The 15,007-nt window shown below is 62.9% G+C and carries 14 protein-coding genes and 1 tRNA gene; 6 read left to right on the forward strand and 9 right to left on the reverse strand.

The genetic code is table 11. From position 1 onward, the window contains the following. The gene (gene glpX, locus MMAR10_RS07825; RefSeq protein ID WP_011643446.1) at positions 1 to 957 is read right to left on the reverse strand and encodes a class II fructose-bisphosphatase; all 957 of its coding nucleotides are present in this window, start codon (positions 955 to 957) and stop codon (positions 1 to 3) included. Positions 958 to 1,009: 52 nt separating this feature from the next. Beyond that, on the reverse strand, positions 1,010 to 1,339 hold the full coding sequence (locus tag MMAR10_RS07830) for a hypothetical protein (RefSeq protein ID WP_011643447.1): 330 nt from the start codon (positions 1,337 to 1,339) through the stop codon (positions 1,010 to 1,012). A gap of 83 nt (positions 1,340 to 1,422) precedes the next feature. Between MMAR10_RS07830 and phaC the strand changes: the two genes are divergently transcribed. Further along, on the forward strand, positions 1,423 to 3,456 hold the full coding sequence (gene phaC, locus MMAR10_RS07835; RefSeq protein ID WP_011643448.1) for a class I poly(R)-hydroxyalkanoic acid synthase: 2,034 nt from the start codon (positions 1,423 to 1,425) through the stop codon (positions 3,454 to 3,456). Here phaC and MMAR10_RS07840 read toward each other — a convergent pair. Continuing rightward, positions 3,453 to 5,339: an ABC transporter transmembrane domain-containing protein gene (locus MMAR10_RS07840; protein ID WP_011643449.1), complete on the reverse strand. Its 1,887-nt coding sequence runs from the start codon at positions 5,337 to 5,339 to the stop codon at positions 3,453 to 3,455. The genes phaC and MMAR10_RS07840 overlap by 4 nt on opposite strands. Positions 5,340 to 5,372: 33 nt before the next feature. Next, positions 5,373 to 5,999, reverse strand: coding sequence for a class I SAM-dependent methyltransferase (locus MMAR10_RS07845; protein ID WP_011643450.1), 627 nt, complete (start codon positions 5,997 to 5,999; stop codon positions 5,373 to 5,375). 112 nt (positions 6,000 to 6,111) lie between these two features. On the opposite strand from MMAR10_RS07845, the gene MMAR10_RS07850 reads away from it, so the two are divergent. Continuing rightward, on the forward strand, positions 6,112 to 7,035 hold the full coding sequence (locus tag MMAR10_RS07850; RefSeq protein ID WP_011643451.1) for a LysR family transcriptional regulator: 924 nt from the start codon (positions 6,112 to 6,114) through the stop codon (positions 7,033 to 7,035). 78 nt (positions 7,036 to 7,113) lie between these two features. Here the strand turns inward: MMAR10_RS07850 and rpsI are convergent, their stop codons facing one another. Both rpsI and rplM read right to left on the reverse strand, forming a co-directional pair. After that, positions 7,114 to 7,611, reverse strand: a complete 498-nt coding sequence (rpsI, locus tag MMAR10_RS07855) for a 30S ribosomal protein S9 (RefSeq protein WP_011643452.1) — start codon at positions 7,609 to 7,611, stop codon at positions 7,114 to 7,116. Between the two features lies 1 nt (position 7,612). Then, a complete protein-coding gene (rplM, locus tag MMAR10_RS07860) occupies positions 7,613 to 8,077 on the reverse strand; it encodes a 50S ribosomal protein L13 (RefSeq protein ID WP_011643453.1) in 465 nt (154 codons plus the stop codon). A 213-nt stretch (positions 8,078 to 8,290) separates the two neighbouring features. On the opposite strand from rplM, the gene MMAR10_RS07865 reads away from it, so the two are divergent. Together MMAR10_RS07865 and MMAR10_RS07870 are read left to right on the forward strand one after the other, a co-directional pair. Then, on the forward strand, positions 8,291 to 9,706 hold the full coding sequence (locus MMAR10_RS07865; RefSeq protein ID WP_011643454.1) for an alkaline phosphatase PhoX: 1,416 nt from the start codon (positions 8,291 to 8,293) through the stop codon (positions 9,704 to 9,706). Beyond that, positions 9,607 to 10,695 carry a hypothetical protein gene (locus tag MMAR10_RS07870; protein ID WP_150099742.1) on the forward strand — a complete coding sequence of 363 codons (1,089 nt, stop codon included), beginning with the start codon at positions 9,607 to 9,609 and terminating at the stop codon, positions 10,693 to 10,695. Before MMAR10_RS07865 ends, MMAR10_RS07870 begins: the two co-directional genes overlap by 100 nt. A 72-nt stretch (positions 10,696 to 10,767) precedes the next feature. On the opposite strand, the gene MMAR10_RS07875 is transcribed toward MMAR10_RS07870, so the two are convergent. Then, complete coding sequence (locus MMAR10_RS07875) at positions 10,768 to 11,247, reverse strand: MarR family winged helix-turn-helix transcriptional regulator (protein WP_011643456.1); 480 nt, start codon at positions 11,245 to 11,247, stop codon at positions 10,768 to 10,770. Between the two features lie 84 nt (positions 11,248 to 11,331). Between MMAR10_RS07875 and MMAR10_RS07880 the strand changes: the two genes are divergently transcribed. Then, on the forward strand, positions 11,332 to 12,180 hold the full coding sequence (locus MMAR10_RS07880) for a CPBP family intramembrane glutamic endopeptidase (RefSeq protein ID WP_011643457.1): 849 nt from the start codon (positions 11,332 to 11,334) through the stop codon (positions 12,178 to 12,180). 14 nt (positions 12,181 to 12,194) lie between these two features. On the opposite strand, the gene MMAR10_RS07885 is transcribed toward MMAR10_RS07880, so the two are convergent. Beyond that, positions 12,195 to 13,220: a COX15/CtaA family protein gene (locus tag MMAR10_RS07885; RefSeq protein WP_011643458.1), complete on the reverse strand. Its 1,026-nt coding sequence runs from the start codon at positions 13,218 to 13,220 to the stop codon at positions 12,195 to 12,197. A 153-nt stretch (positions 13,221 to 13,373) separates the two neighbouring features. On the opposite strand from MMAR10_RS07885, the gene MMAR10_RS07890 reads away from it, so the two are divergent. Then, positions 13,374 to 14,639 carry an NAD(P)/FAD-dependent oxidoreductase gene (locus MMAR10_RS07890; RefSeq protein WP_011643459.1) on the forward strand — a complete coding sequence of 422 codons (1,266 nt, stop codon included), beginning with the start codon at positions 13,374 to 13,376 and terminating at the stop codon, positions 14,637 to 14,639. A gap of 265 nt (positions 14,640 to 14,904) precedes the next feature. On the opposite strand, the gene MMAR10_RS07895 is transcribed toward MMAR10_RS07890, so the two are convergent. Continuing rightward, a tRNA-Pro gene (locus MMAR10_RS07895) sits at positions 14,905 to 14,982 on the reverse strand. Positions 14,983 to 15,007: the final 25 nt, after the last annotated feature.

Genomic DNA, 15,007 nt, shown 5'->3' on the forward strand with positions numbered 1-15,007 from the left:
TCAGGCCGCCGGTCGGGCTGACCGGATACGGCGGATCGAATGATCGGCTGAGTCGAGCAAAAGCGTATGGGTGTGTGCCATGCCATCAGAAAAGCTGACCCCGTCAACCAGATCACCGTCAGTGACACCGGCGGCCACGAACAGGCAATGGCTGGCGGCCAGCTCGGCAACGTCATACTTGCGGTCCAGATCGGTGACACCGGTCCGGGCCGCACGGGCCCGCTCGTCATCATTGCGGAAGACCAGGCGCGCCTGCATCTGGCCGCCAATGCAGCGAAGGGCCGATGCCAGCAGCACGCCCTCGGGGGCGCCACCCTGGCCGATATACATGTCGACCCCGGCGCCAAGTCCGGCCGTTCCCATGCCGCCGGCAACATCGCCATCCGGGATCAGCCGGATACGGCCGCCAGCCGCCTTCACGCCGTCGATGATCGGCTGATGACGCTCGCGCTCGAGGATGCAGACCGTGATTTCGGAGGTCTCGACACCCTTGGCCTTGGCCAGATTGCGAACATTGTCGGCCGGTGAGGCATCGAGATCGACCACACCATCCGGCAGGCCGGGGCCGACCGCAATCTTGTCCATATAGGTGTCCGGTGCATGCAGCAGGCCGCCACGCAGGGCGAAGGAAACCAGAACCAGCGCATTGGCCTGCCCCTTGGCGGTCAGGGTCGTGCCTTCCAGCGGATCGAGCGCAATGTCGATTTCCGGGCCCTCGCCGGTTCCTACTTCCTCGCCAATGAACAGCATCGGGGCTTCGTCGCGCTCGCCTTCGCCGATTACGATCCGGCCTTTCATCGGCATGGCGTTGAGGCCGGTACGCAGTGCGTCAACCGCGGCCTGGTCAGCCAGTTCCTTTTCACCCCGTCCGATCCATCCGGATGCGGCAATGGCAGCGCTCTCGGCGGCGCGGACGGCCTGGAAGGCCAGATTGGTCAGGGCTTGCGTGTCGCTCATGTCGTCTTCCTTGCATGCCTGCACAGCTCGGTCTGGCAGGTATCGTCTCTGTTTATTGCTGGGGCGGCTCGGTACGCGCCTGCCCGTCTGTCACGAATTCTTCGGGCGAACCGCGCTGGTCGCCTTCAGCCTGGCGGGCTGCAGCCGCTTCCATTGCGGCCTTTTCCTCCAACAGCCGCCGTGCGGCCCTGTCCATGGCCTCACCCTCACCACTGGGCAAAGATGTTACCGGTACCACCGCCGGTGCGCGCCGTCCATCCCCGGCATTGTCCAGCCGCTCATCGACCCAGTCCGGATAACGGACATCGGCGGTCGGCATTTCGACCACGGCACAGCCACCCAGCAAAAGCGTGATGGACAGGGCGAACGGGACGTGTTGCATGAGCTCTCCTCGCGCTGGACGCGCGTCGCGCTTTCTATACGCTGATAAGGGTGTGAGTCACCCGTCGAAAACAAGGCACCATCATGAGCGACACGACAGGAAAGGGCAGCACCGGAACAACGGGCGCCGACTGGAGTCGCCTGTCCGAGAAAGAGCTTGAAACGCTCGATACCCTGTCGCGCAATCTCATGCAGGCCTCGCTCAAATCTCAGCAATTGATGTCCGATGTCATGCGCAAGGCGCTCGACGGCGACCCTGTCCTGCCGAACGCGGATCCGTTCCATTCTGCACCGGAATTCCAGGAAGTCTGGCAGAAAATTGTCGGGCAACCCGATTTGATGATGCGCGCGCAGGCGGATCTGATGAAAGGCTATATCGACCTGTGGTCGAATACCTCCAAGCGCATGATGCGGGACGATGGGCCGGTCAGCTCGGCCATCGAACCGGAAGCGGGTGACAAGCGCTGGCGGTCCAGTGAATGGACCGAGAATCCGGTCTTCGATGCGATCAAGCAATCCTACCTGCTCAACCAGCATTTTCTCATGGGCCTGGTCGGCAGCGTCGACGGGGTCGACGAACGTACCAAGCGCAAGGTCGAATTCCTGACCCGGATGATGACCGACGCGCTGTCGCCCACCAATTTTGCCCTCACCAATCCCGACGTCATCCGTGAAACGGTCGAGAGCCAGGGAGTCAATCTGACACGCGGGCTGCAGAACCTGCTTGATGACCTGTCATCCGGCAGCGGTCGGCTGGCCTTGAAACAGACCGACATGGAAGGTTTTCAGGTCGGACGGGACATGGCCACCGCGCCCGGTGAGGTAGTGTTCGAAAACGATCTGATGGAGTTGATCCAGTACGCGCCGACTACCGAAACGGTGAAGCAGCGCCCACTCCTGATCGCCCCGCCCTGGATTAACAAGTTCTACATCATGGATCTTCGCGAGAAGAACTCGATGATCCGCTGGCTTACCGCGCAGGGTTTCACGGTTTTCCTCATCTCCTGGGTCAATCCGGGACCGGAGCTCAAAGACAAGACTTTCAACGATTACATGCATGAGGGCCTGTTCGCGGCGCTGCATGCCATCGAAGCGGCCACCGGCGAGACCTCCGTCAACGCGGTTGGCTATTGCGTCGCCGGAACGATGCTTTCGACCGCTCTCGCCTGGCTCGAGGCTGAAGGCCGGAGCGACCGCATCGCCTCGGCGACCTTCTTTGCGGCCCAATCCGATTTCGAGAAAGCCGGCGATCTCCTGATCTTCATCGATGACGTCTGGATGAAGGAAATCGAGCGCATCATGGACAGCCAGGGCGGTGTGCTCGATGGCCGGTCCATGGCCGACACCTTCAACCTGTTGCGGACCAATGACCTGGTCTGGTCCTTTGTGGTCAACAATTACCTGCTCGGTCGCCAACCCCAGGCCTTCGACCTCCTGTTCTGGAATGCCGACCAGACCCGCATGCCCAAGGCCCTGCACCTCTGGTATCTCGACAATTTCTACAAGAACAACCGGCTGGCCAGGGGCGAGCTCGAGCTCGGCGGCCACAGGCTGGACCTCGGCGCGGTGAAGACACCGGTCTATATCCAGGCTTCCAAGGAAGACCATATTGCGCCCTACCCGTCAGTTTACCGGGCGGCGCGGCTCTATGGCGGTCCCGTGCGCTTCGTGATGGCCGGGTCCGGACATATCGCCGGAGTGATCAACCATCCGGACGCAAAGAAATACCAGTACTGGACCAATGACGAGCTGCCGGAAACGGTGGAGGCCTGGATCGAGGGGGCCAGCGAGACACCGGGGTCCTGGTGGGGCAATTGGCGCGACTGGCTCGCTGAACGCTCCGGCGACGATATCCCGGCCCGGCAACCCGGCGACGGCAAGCTGAAGCCCCTGCGCAAGGCGCCAGGCCGCAATGTTCTGGTCCGCAGTGACGCCGGCAAGGCCGGGGCGACGCAAGAGGCCGCCCCCTCCGCTCCCGCAAGTCCCAAATCAACCAGTACCAAGTCAGCCAGTGCCAAGTCAGCCAAGACCAAGGCGGGCAAGACCAAGTCGGGCAAGCCCGCCTCCGGCAAGACCACGCCACGAAAACCGCGCAAGTCGCCGCAGAAGACGACCTAGCGCTCGCCGGCCCCGGCCTCCTGGCCGAATTGCAGCTCGACATAGCGGGCATAGAGCCCGCCTCGTTTCAGCAAATCATCATGCCGGCCGATATCCACAACTGCGCCATCCTCGAGAACGACAATCCGGTCGGCTGAACGCACCGTCGCCAGTCGGTGCGCAATGACCAGCGTTGTTCGTCCCTCAGACAGGCGTTCGACTGCGGTCTGGATCAGTTGCTCGCTCTCCGAATCGAGCGCGCTGGTGGCTTCATCCAGCAGAAGGACCGGGGCATCACGCAGGATCGCCCGGGCGATGGCCAAGCGTTGCCGCTGGCCGCCTGACAGCGTCGCAGCGCGCTCGCCCAGGCTGGTCTGATAGCCCTGCGGCAGCGCCTCGATGAAACCGTCGGCATTCGCAGCCTGTGCTGCGGCTCGCACATCGGCCTCGCTCGCATCGGGGCGGCCGAAACGGATATTGTCGGCGACGCTTCCCGAAAACAGCGGCGCATTCTGCTGCACGATGGCCAGTTGTCGGCGCAGATCTTGCGGATCGAGCTGGCTGATGTCTGTCCCGTCCAGCCTCACCCGTCCGGAAACCGGATCATGCAGACGCAGCATCAACTGGAACAAGGTGCTCTTGCCGGCCCCCGACGGTCCGACAATGGCCACGGTCTCGCCCGGCTCGACGGTCAGCGACACGTCCCGCAGCGCCGGGGTATCCGGGCGTGTCGGATAGGCAAAGGACACGTCCTCGAAACTGATGGCACCGCGCACCGGTTGTTCCAGCATCGCTGGCGGCTCGCTGACCGGCAGGGTCGAACGGGCGGCCAGCAACTCCATCAGTCGCTCGGTCGCACCGGCCGCGCGCATCATCTCGGTATAGGTCTCGGTCAGCATGCCGACACCGCTGACCGCAACAAAGGCATACATCACGAACTGGGTCATTGCGCCGGGCGTCATGGCACCGGCCTGGACCTGCAAGGCACCGAACCAGAGCACGGCGATGAGGCCGCTGAGAATGACCGAGAAGATCAGGGCAGTCATGATCGACCGCACGTCAATCCGCCGCATTGCCGAGGCGAATGTCATCTCGACAGCCTCGGCAAATCGACCGCTCTCCTCGCTCTCGCGTGTGAAGGCCTGGACCGTATCAATGGCTTGCAGGGTTTCACCGGCCCGCGCCGAAGCATCGGCCAGATTGTCCTGGCTGACCCGGGACAGTCGCTGGATACGCCGCCCGAACAGCATGATCGGACCAAGGATCAGCGGACCCAGGGCCAGTACAAGCAAGGCCAATTTCCAGCTCACCACGACCATCAGGACCAGCGCCCCGGTTGTGGTGGCAACCGTTCGCAAGGCCACGGAAATCGAAGACCCGACCACGGTCTGGATTAGCGTGGTGTCAGTCGTCAGGCGGGACAACACCTCGCCGGTCCGGGTCGTGGCGTAAAAGCCGGCATCGAGCGAGAGAAGATGTCCGAACACGTCCCGGCGCAGATCGGCGACGACCCGCTCACCCAGCCGGCTGATGAAATAAAAGCGGAAGGCGCTGGCCAGACCCAACAGGATCGCGACCCCCATGCCGGCGATGAAGTAGCCGCCCAACCCCTCGCCTGCGCCCAGCGACGGACAGGCGGCCGGCGGCGTCGCGCCGGCAAAACCACAATCCACCACCAGGCGGAAGGCGGCCGGCAACAACAGGGTCAGGCTCGAGGCCAGGACAAGAAATACCGCAAAGGCCAGCAACAGGCCGGGATAGCGGGTGATATAGGGGACCAAACGGCGCAGTGGTTGCACGCTCTTGGCCTTGTCGCGATGAGCCTGGTCGCGTTCAAGCTCGGCTGCAAAACCTGATCCGCGCGCCTCATCGACGGCATCAGCCGCTGCTTGTTGTTGGCTCATCTGTTGATCCCGATCTCTTGTGCTGGCACTTCGTCAGTCGGCTGGTTTGCGCGCCACAATGAACAGCGCTGCTGCCGGCTTCGGTCGCCATTCATAGTCAAGCTCGAAACCGGCATCGGCAATCTCCCGCCTCAGCGCCTTGCTGCCAAACACCTTTACCGGCGGGAAGGCCCCCAGCATCCGGCCGATTGGCAGGATCGGAACCATGAACCACATGCCATCCATCAGGCAGGCCGTGCTGGTGATGAAAACCCCACCCGGTTTGAGCAGGCGCATCGCCTTGTCCATGGCGGCCTGGCGATCCTCCAGCAGGTGCAGGATGCTCATCCCGAGCACCATGTCGAACTCACCCTCCGGGAGATCAAGCTCAACAAAGTCGCCGCGCTGATAGCGTATATTGGTCACGCCCTCCTCATCGCCCCGCGCTTCGGCGATCCGCAGCATTTCGCCGGAGATATCTGTCGCCAGGATGGAACCGGCCGCGTTAGCGAGCCGGCGCGCCGTGCCGCCCGTCCCGCAGCCGAATTCCAGGAGACGCGAATCGGCGGTCAGCTTGTCGCGGATTTTCGCCAACTTGAATTCCCACGACTCCACGTCCGCGATCGGGTCGTTGGAATATTTCTCGGCGATCTTGTCCCACCAGCGTTGCGCTTGCGTCATCTGCGGTCTCTCCCGGTCGCGATCACCCGGCGTGATCTGGTCGGCAATTATCTAGACATACGCAGACCCAATATGAATTGCGGTGAAACGGGTTTCTGATATACGCAAACGCATGAATTGGTCCGCTATAGCCTTCGACTGGAATCAGATCCGCGCGCTCCTCGCCACCATTGAGGAAGGCTCCTTTTCCGGTGCCGCCCGCGCCCTGGGCCAGACCCAGCCTACACTGAGCCGGCAGATCGCCGCGCTGGAATCAGACCTCGGCGTCACCCTGTTCGAACGCAATCGCCGCGCCACCGTGCCGACGGGTGCTGCCCTGGAACTGGTCGAACATGTCCGGTCCATGGGTGAAGCGGCACAACGGATATCCCTGACCGCCTCCGGCCAGTCCAGCGCCATCGAGGGTCGGGTGACAGTGACCGCGACCAATATCATGGCCTCCTACTACCTGCCGCCCATCATCAAGCATATCCGCGAGACAGCGCCGGGCATCCGGCTGGAAATCATCGCCTCGAACGAGCTGCAGGACCTGCAAAAGCGCGAGGCCGACATCGCCATCCGGCATGCGCGTCCGGAACAACCCGACCTGATCGCGCGCCTGGTCGGCGAAACAACCGGCCATCTCTACGCCCATCCGGATTATCTCGACCGGGTCGGCCGTCCGACCTGTATCGAGGACATCAACCGGCTGGATTTCATCGGGTTCGAGCAGAATGAGCGCGTCATCGAACATCTCAACGCGATCGGCCTGAACCTCACCGCCGACAATTTCCGCATCAGCTGCGGCAGCAGCACCGTGCACCATGCGCTGGCAATGCAGGGGCTCGGTGTCACCCCGATGACGCGCGACTGGATCGAACAGCATTCAGAGCTGGAAGAATTGTGGCCGGCACTGCCTCCCATTCCCGTCCAGACCTGGCTGGTCACTCACCGGGAACTGAATACCAGTCGCCGAATACGGCTGGTCTTCGACGCGATCGCCGACGGGCTGGACCAGCAACGCCGCGAAACGCGCAACCGCGTAACGGCGATCTAGCCGCCTGCCCACCGCCAAAACGAAAACGGGCGGTGCCAGTGGCACCGCCCGTCTTGCATTCGGCGTGTTCGGTGAAGCTTAGCGCTTCGAGAACTGGAAGGAACGACGGGCCTTGGCCTTGCCGTACTTCTTACGCTCGACGACACGGCTGTCGCGGGTCAGGAAGCCACCGGCTTTCAGGACCGGGCGCAGGCCCGGTTCGAACAGCTGGAGGGCCTTGGAGATGCCGTGACGCACAGCACCGGCCTGGCCGGACAGACCACCACCGGTGACGGTGGCGATGATGTCGAATTCATCGACGCGCTCGGCAGCTTCCAGCGGCTGCTGGAGCAGCATGCGAAGGACCGGGCGGGCGAAATAGGTTTCCTGATCGCGGCCATTGACCGTGATCTTGCCATTGCCGCGCTTGATCCAGACGCGGGCGACCGCGTTCTTGCGCTTGCCGGTGGCGTAGGAACGGCCATGCTCATCAATCTTGGGCTCAGCCGGAGCAGACTCTTCGGCCACCACGGCGCCGGCATCGGCTTCCTTGATGACTTCCTTGAGGTCTTCGAGCGAGCGGGCTTCTTCAGACATATCAGCCTCGCGTATTCTTGGAGTTCATGGACTTGAAATCGACCACTTCAGGCTGTTGGGCCTCATGCTTGTGATCGGGACCGGCATAGACGCGCAGGTTCGAGTACTGCTGACGGGCCAGCGGGCTGTCTTTCGGCAGCATGCGCAGCACGGCTTTCTCGACGACACGCTCAGGGAAACGACCGTCCAGGATCTTGGCCGGGCTGGTTTCCTTGATCCCACCCGGGTGACCGGTGTGGTGGTAGTAGCGCTTGTCGTCACGCTTCTTGCCCGTGAACACGACCTTGTCGGCGTTCACGATGATGATGTTGTCGCCCATGTCGACATGGGGCGTATAGTCCGGACGGTGCTTGCCGCGAAGACGAGTGGCGACATAGGCAGCGAGGCGACCGACAACGGCACCTTCTGCGTCGATCACGACCCACTTCTTTTCGACATCCGCCGGTTTAACGGAGATGGTTTTCATAATAATCCTGCCTCAGGCCTGATTAGCTCAGGTTGAATTCGAGGCCGCCGTGTAGGAGGGATTTTCAGTTCGGTCAAGCAGCTGTCGAATTTCAACTGCAATTTTATACACCTATCGATACGGTTATATAATACCGCTCACTGCTAGACCGTCATGCTTACGTCGCGAAGTCGTTGTAGTTACGGGGCGTTCAAGCCCGCCCCTGGAGAACCCATGCCCCTGTCCCGCCGTCATTTCCTGCGCAACAGCGCCGCGACCACCCTCGCCTTTTCCGGACTGGCTGCCCTGTCGGCCTGTCAGCGCCGCTATCCGGCCGAGCAGGGCTATTTCAACCAGGTCGAAGGCTTCGGGCACCTGCGTGTTGATCCGGACGGGCTGTTCGACCTGCCGCGCGGCTTTACCTATGAGGTCATTTCATCGGCCGGGCAGCCAATGAGCGACGGCCTCGTCGTCCCAGGTGATCTGGATGGCATGGCCTGTTTCGAACGGGCCGACGGGCGCCTGGTCCTGGTCCGCAATCACGAGCTTCGTATCGGCGAGACCGACAAGAGCCCGTTCGGCGTCGACAATGCCGGGCTGGACCTGATAGACCGCTCTCGGGTGCATGACTGGGATGAAAACGGCAATCCGCATATCGGCGGCACGAGCCATGTGATCCTGAACCCCGAAACACTCGCCGTTGAAGATGAGTATCTCTCCCTGGTCGGCACCATCAACAATTGCGCCGGCGGCCCGACGCCCTGGGGCAGCTGGCTGACCTGCGAGGAAAATGAAACCAATGCGGGGCCTGAAGCCGGTGTCGAGCACGGCTATGTGTTCGAAGTTCCCGCTGACGCCACCGGTCTGGTTGAGCCGGTACCGCTCAGGGCAATGGGCCGCTTCCGCCACGAGGCTGTTGCGATCGATCCGCGCACGCTGATCACCTATCTCACCGAAGACCGGTATGAGCAGTGCCTGTTCTATCGCTTCCTCGCCAATGTGCCGGGCGACCTGGCGCAAGGCGGTCGATTGCAGGGCCTGTCCGTTCGGGGTCGTCCGGCAATGGACACCCGCAATTGGGACGGCGCCGGCGTCACTCAAGGCGAGTGGCTGGATGTGGAATGGATTGATCTCGACGATGTCGAGGCTCCCAATGCCGACCTGGCCTTGCGCGGCATTGCCGCCGGCGCTGCCCAGTTCACCCGTGGCGAAGGCATCTGGTGGGGCGACAATGAATGCTATTTCACCTGCACCGACGGCGGCGCCGAGCGCCTCGGCCAGATCTGGCGCTATCAGCCCAGCCCGGCCGAAGGCGAAGCTGGCGAAAGCGCTGAGGCCGGGCGTCTGCAGCTCTTTTTCGAAAGCCATGACGATGCAGTGATGGAGCGCTGTGACAATCTGTGTGTCGCGCCATGGGGCGATCTGATCGTGGTCGAGGACGGACCGCAAGACCAGTACATCCGCGGCGTGACGCCTGATGGCGAGGTGTATACGATTGGACGCAACGCGGCCTCCGGGCCGGATGGTCAAAAAAGCGAGATTTGCGGTCCATGTTTCAGTCCCGACGGTTCGACCCTGTTTTTCAACGTTCAACGCCATCCCGGCCAGACCTTCGCCGTCCGTGGTCCCTGGCCCGCGCGTTCGCTGTAGGCGTATCGCTGCTGGCGCTGGCCGCCTGCGGACCGGCAACAGACGAACTGCCCGAGGATGCCGGGCTGGAAGAGACCGGCGGACCGGTCGAACTCCTAGTAACTGCAGCGTTCACGGCGGTGGAAGGCGGCGGCGGAGCTGTCGGCTTCCTGCCCGACCCGCAAGCGCCCTCGCTGGGTCTGGTCCTGTCGGCACCGCGCATTGGTGGCCTCGACCTCTATGACCTCGACGGCGTCCTGAAGACCCGCCACACCGGCGAGCGGCTGAGTGGCCTCGCCACCGCCCCGAATTTCGAGCTGCGCGGCGAATCGCTGCCGCTGATCTTTGGAGCCGCGGCTGACAGCCAGGCGGTGCGCGGCTTTGCGGTGGTCCGCGATGGCGCCCAGGTGCTCGACCTGCCGCTCGGTGCCATCGAGCCGCTCGACGGGGTCTCCGGCCTTTGCCTGATGCGTGAGGGAACGGGATTTGTCGAACTCGTGGTGCTCAGTACCGGCGCCCATGCCGAGATCTGGCGCGTCCGCGATGCCGGCGAGGACCAACTCAGCGTCGAGCGTATTCGCGACTTCCCCCTGCCAGCACCGGCGCGGCAATGCGCCGCCTTCGATGGCGACATCTACACCGCCAGCCCGGCCGGCGGCCTGGCCCGGCTGACCGCTGACGGCACGCTGCTGGCCGATGCCCGGTATCCGGCTGCCAGCCTCACCATCGGGGAATTCAACGGCACCCGCCTCGTCCTGGCCGCCGATGGCAATGGCGAGACCGTCGATACCTTTGACGCGGCCACACTGGAAGCGGGCATCTCCATCGACATCGTTGACGGTCTGTCCACGCCGGGCGTGCAGTCGCCCGGCGCTCTCGCCGTGACCTCTGCAGACTACGGTTACACCGCCTACGCCAACGGTCTCCTGGCGGTTTATGATACCGATGCCGGACGGTTGAAAGTCGTCTCCCGCGATGCCCTCACCCGCGCCGTCGTGGCGGCCGACTAGAGACATCCGGTCTGTCGCCCCGCCAGCAAGCCGAGCCGCGCGAGCGGCTCAGCTTGCCGAGGCTGGACAGGGTCAGGAAATGCGGTCGACCAGCGGTCTCGCTTTGAGCGATTGCACCGCCTCAACCGCCTTGGCGGCCAGGTCAACGCCCAGCTCGTCAAACAACGCGTCCATGGCGCCGCGTATCTTGTCGAGCATATCCATCATCAGCTCATACTGGCTCCGGCCGAATTCAGTGAATTCCAGCACCTTGCGGCGACTGTCGGAGGCATGAGGCCGCTTTGACACGAGCCCCAGCTTAATCAGGGCCGCCACACGCTGGGTTGCCACCTGGTGCGGTTGGTCCAGCGATGTCGCGATATCTGCCGCCGTGACGTCCGCCACCTCTCCGATCATCAACACCGTGGAGATGGCGCGTGGTGGAATGATGATCCCGGACGACTGCAACAACACCTCACCCTGATCGGCAATGGTTTCGACGAGGCGGAGCAGCTTGTTCGAGACGAATGCGCCACTGAGCCGGTGGGTGTCCATGATGTTGCTGTCGCGCATGACTTGCCTTTTATGCAATCAATTGTACAATTAAGTGTATAAACTACACCCGAGGATCCGACCCGTAAAGGAAAGTCACATATCATGACCGCCGCGCAGACCGACAAACGCACAACGATCATCACGCTGGCGATTTTCCTCGGCATTCTGACGGTCGCGAGTGCCCTGGCCCACTACGCCATTGTCGCCCTGGTGCCGACCTCGCTCTATGTCGGGACGCTGATGATGATGCCGACGCTGGCTGCCTTCCTGACCCTCAAACTCCGCGGCCGCAAGATTTCAGACCTGCCCTGGCGATGGGGCAGCCATGGAGCCAATTGGGCCGGCTATCTCATTCCGGTTCTTTATGTCTCGATTGCCTATGGAATTGTCTGGCTGACCGGTCTGGGAGGCTTCGGCAATCCGGAAACGATCAATGAGTGGAGCCGGGAGCTCGGCCTGCCAGACGCGCCGGCCTTTGTCGTGATCGCATTGATGGGCTTGTTGATGGCGGTTGTGCAGTTCGCGAAATCGCTGGGCACAATTGCCGGCGAGGAGATCGGCTGGCGCGGCTTTTTTGCCTGGGAGTTGCGCAAGCTCTTCTCATTCAATGCCACATGCCTGATCAGCGGCAGTATCTGGGCCGTCTGGCACTACCCCGTCATCATCGCCTATGGCGGCGGGAACACATTGTTTCAGCTGGCGTGCTTCACCGTGATGATCATCGCGATGAGCGTCATCATGACCTATTACACCTTCAAGAGCCGCTCGCTCTGGCCCGCCATCATGTTTCACGGCGCCCACAATATCTACATCCAGAAAATCTTCACGCCGCTGACGGTGGACAATGCCTCAACCGCCATGTGGACGGATGAGTACGGGCTCATGATCCCGATCATGGTGAGCCTGATTGCTGTGGTTTACCTGCGCCGCGCTCGCAAGGCCGGTCTCTAGGGACCGCCCCGGCCCTACACTGCCCGACGCGCCGTCCAGGCGGCAGCGACCATGGCGATGAAGAGCAGGATGGCTCCGGCTTGATGGGCCAGGGATAGAGACAGCGGCACAACGGCCAGGAGTGCGGCAATGCCAAGCGCGATCTGACCGATCACCAGGGCCGGCAGGATCACCATGAAAGGTTTCAGCGAAACCCGCGGCTCACGCCAGACCTGCCACGCATAGGCGAAGACGCCGAGCGCGACGAGATAACCGGTCCAGCGGTGATGCATCTGCACGGCTGCATGGCTCTCGAAGATTGCCGGGAAGAAATTCATGCCGCCGAGATAGCCCTCTGGAATGAGATCACCATTCATCAGCGGCCAGGTATTGTAGATGCGTCCGGCATCAAGACCGGCCACGAACGCCCCCAGGATGATCTGCACGAAGACAAGGCCCAGAAGTCCTGCCGTAACACCAGCCAGGCGTCCGCGCCGCAGCGGCGGCGGACCATGGCGGGCTTCCAGCGAGAACCAGATCGACAGGCCCAGAATCACGAAGGCCATGCCCAGATGGGTCGCCAGCCGGTATTGGCTCACATCCAGCCGGTCAGACAGACCGCTCGCCACCATCCACCAACCGATCGCGCCCTGCGCCCCGCCGAGCAGAAACAGACCGAACAGGCGCGATTTGAGCCGGGCGCTGAGATGGCCGCGCATCCAGAAGAAGACAAAGGGCACGAAGTAAACGAGACCGATCAGGCGGCCCAGCTGGCGATGGCCCCACTCCCACCAGAAGATGAATTCGAACTCGTCCAGCGTCATCGCCGAGTTCTGGACCTGGAATTCGGTGGTCTGCTGGTAGAGCGCGAACTCGTCCTGCCAGTCCTGCTGACTCAAAGGCGGGATGGCGCCGGAGATCGGCTTCCATTCGGTGATCGACAGGCCACTGTCTGTCAGCCGCGTCGTGCCGCCAATGATGATCATGGCGCAGACAAGCGCGGCGACAACGAGCAGCCAGGTCGAGACGGCGCGGCTTTTGGTGCTGGAATGATACGGCATGCAATCTCCCGGACCGGCTAGGTAGCTCATCCACACATCGGCGCAAGGCTTGGGCTTCACCAGGCCGCCCCTCCATGCTGATATTGCACTCGCAGGACTGGGACGGACGCGCCATCATGTCGCAACCCGGCCGTGACTTTTGGGGGAGAAGGCGTGAGCAATACCGAACAGACGGTGATCATCCTGGGTGCGGGCCAGGCCGGAGGGCAATGCGCCGCCTCGCTGCGGCGCAATGGCTTTGAGGGCCGTATCCTCCTCGCCGGCGACGAGCCACACCCGCCCTATCAGCGTCCGCCCCTGTCCAAGGCCTATCTGTCCGGCGAGATCGACGAGAGCCGTTTGTGGCTGCAGCCACCGGAAACCTGGACCGAGCAATCGGTCGAACTACGCCTGTCCAGTCGCGCCAGCGCCATTGATCGCACCGCCAAAACCGTCCGCTTCGAGGATGGCAGCGAAGAAAGCTATACGCAGCTGGTGATCGCCACCGGCTCGCGCGTGCGCACCCTGCCCGTTCCCGGCGCCGATCTGGACGGCGTGCGCTATCTGCGCTCGATCGCGGATGTCGACGCGCTGAAAGCCGATTTCGCACCGGGCAAGCGGATCGCCATCATTGGCGGTGGCTATATCGGTCTGGAAGCCGCTTCGGTGGCCTTGAAGCTGGGCGCGAAGCCTGTCGTGATCGAGGCCATGGACCGGCTGCTGGCCCGGGTCGCCGTGCCGGAAATGTCGGACTTCTACCGCCAGGCTCATGAAAGCCGTGGCGTGACCGTCCGCCTCGACAGCCAGGTCGCCGCCCTGAAACCGAAATCAGGCCTGTTCGGGCGCGGCAAGACGGTGACCGGGGTCGAGCTGAGCAGCGGTGAAACCATCGCCTGTGACAGCGCCTTGGTGGGCATTGGCGTCATTCCCAATCAGGAATTCGCCGCAGAAAGCGGCCTTGAGACGGGCAATGGCATTCTTATCGATGAGGCCTGCCGCACCTCCGACCCGGACATCTTCGCCATTGGCGATTGCGCCGAACAGCACAACTGGCTGGCCGGCAAACGCCTGCGCCTTGAAAGCGTGCCCAATGCGCTCGACCAGGCCAAGCGTGCCGCCGCCGCGATCTGCGGGTCACCGGCGCCCAAGCCGGAAGTGCCCTGGTTCTGGTCCGACCAGTATGATCTCAAACTCCAGACCGCCGGCCTGATCGGCGATCACGACAGCACAATCATCCGCGCCGGCAGCGACGAAACCCCGCGCAGCTTCTTCCACCTAGCAGGTGGCGTCCTCATCGCGGCGGACTGCATCAATGACCCGCAAAGCTTCATGGCCGCCAAGATGATGATCGCCAAACGCGCCAAGCCGGATCCGGCAGCACTGGCCGATCCGGAGGTGGCGATGAAGGATGTGATGAAGGCGGCGCTGGCGGGGGCTTGAAGCGGCGCATCAGGAATCAGTGCCCCCCAATGCGCGAGCGGCGCACACTCCGCCATAGACCGCTTGCCGGGAGTTCGCTGTATCCGCTGGCTGACAAGCGAACCATGGATGGTCCTGCGCGATGCGCCGGAATGGCATGACGAAGGACAGCACACAGGATCATGTCCCTTTGGCCTGAGTCCTGCGGCCTGGGTCCTGCGGCCTGGGTCCTGCGGCCTGGGTCCTGCGGGGAAAATTGTCCATGGACCATGGCATCGCAAGCAAATGGTCGGAGCGGCGAGATTCGAACTCGCGACCCCCGGTCCCCCAGACCGGTGCGCTAACCGGGCTGCGCCACGCTCCGACACTCACTTGCTGGACAGGCAGGC

The organism is Maricaulis maris MCS10 (assembly GCF_000014745.1).
In the GTDB taxonomy this organism is placed as follows: Bacteria; Pseudomonadota; Alphaproteobacteria; order Caulobacterales; family Maricaulaceae; genus Maricaulis; species Maricaulis maris_A.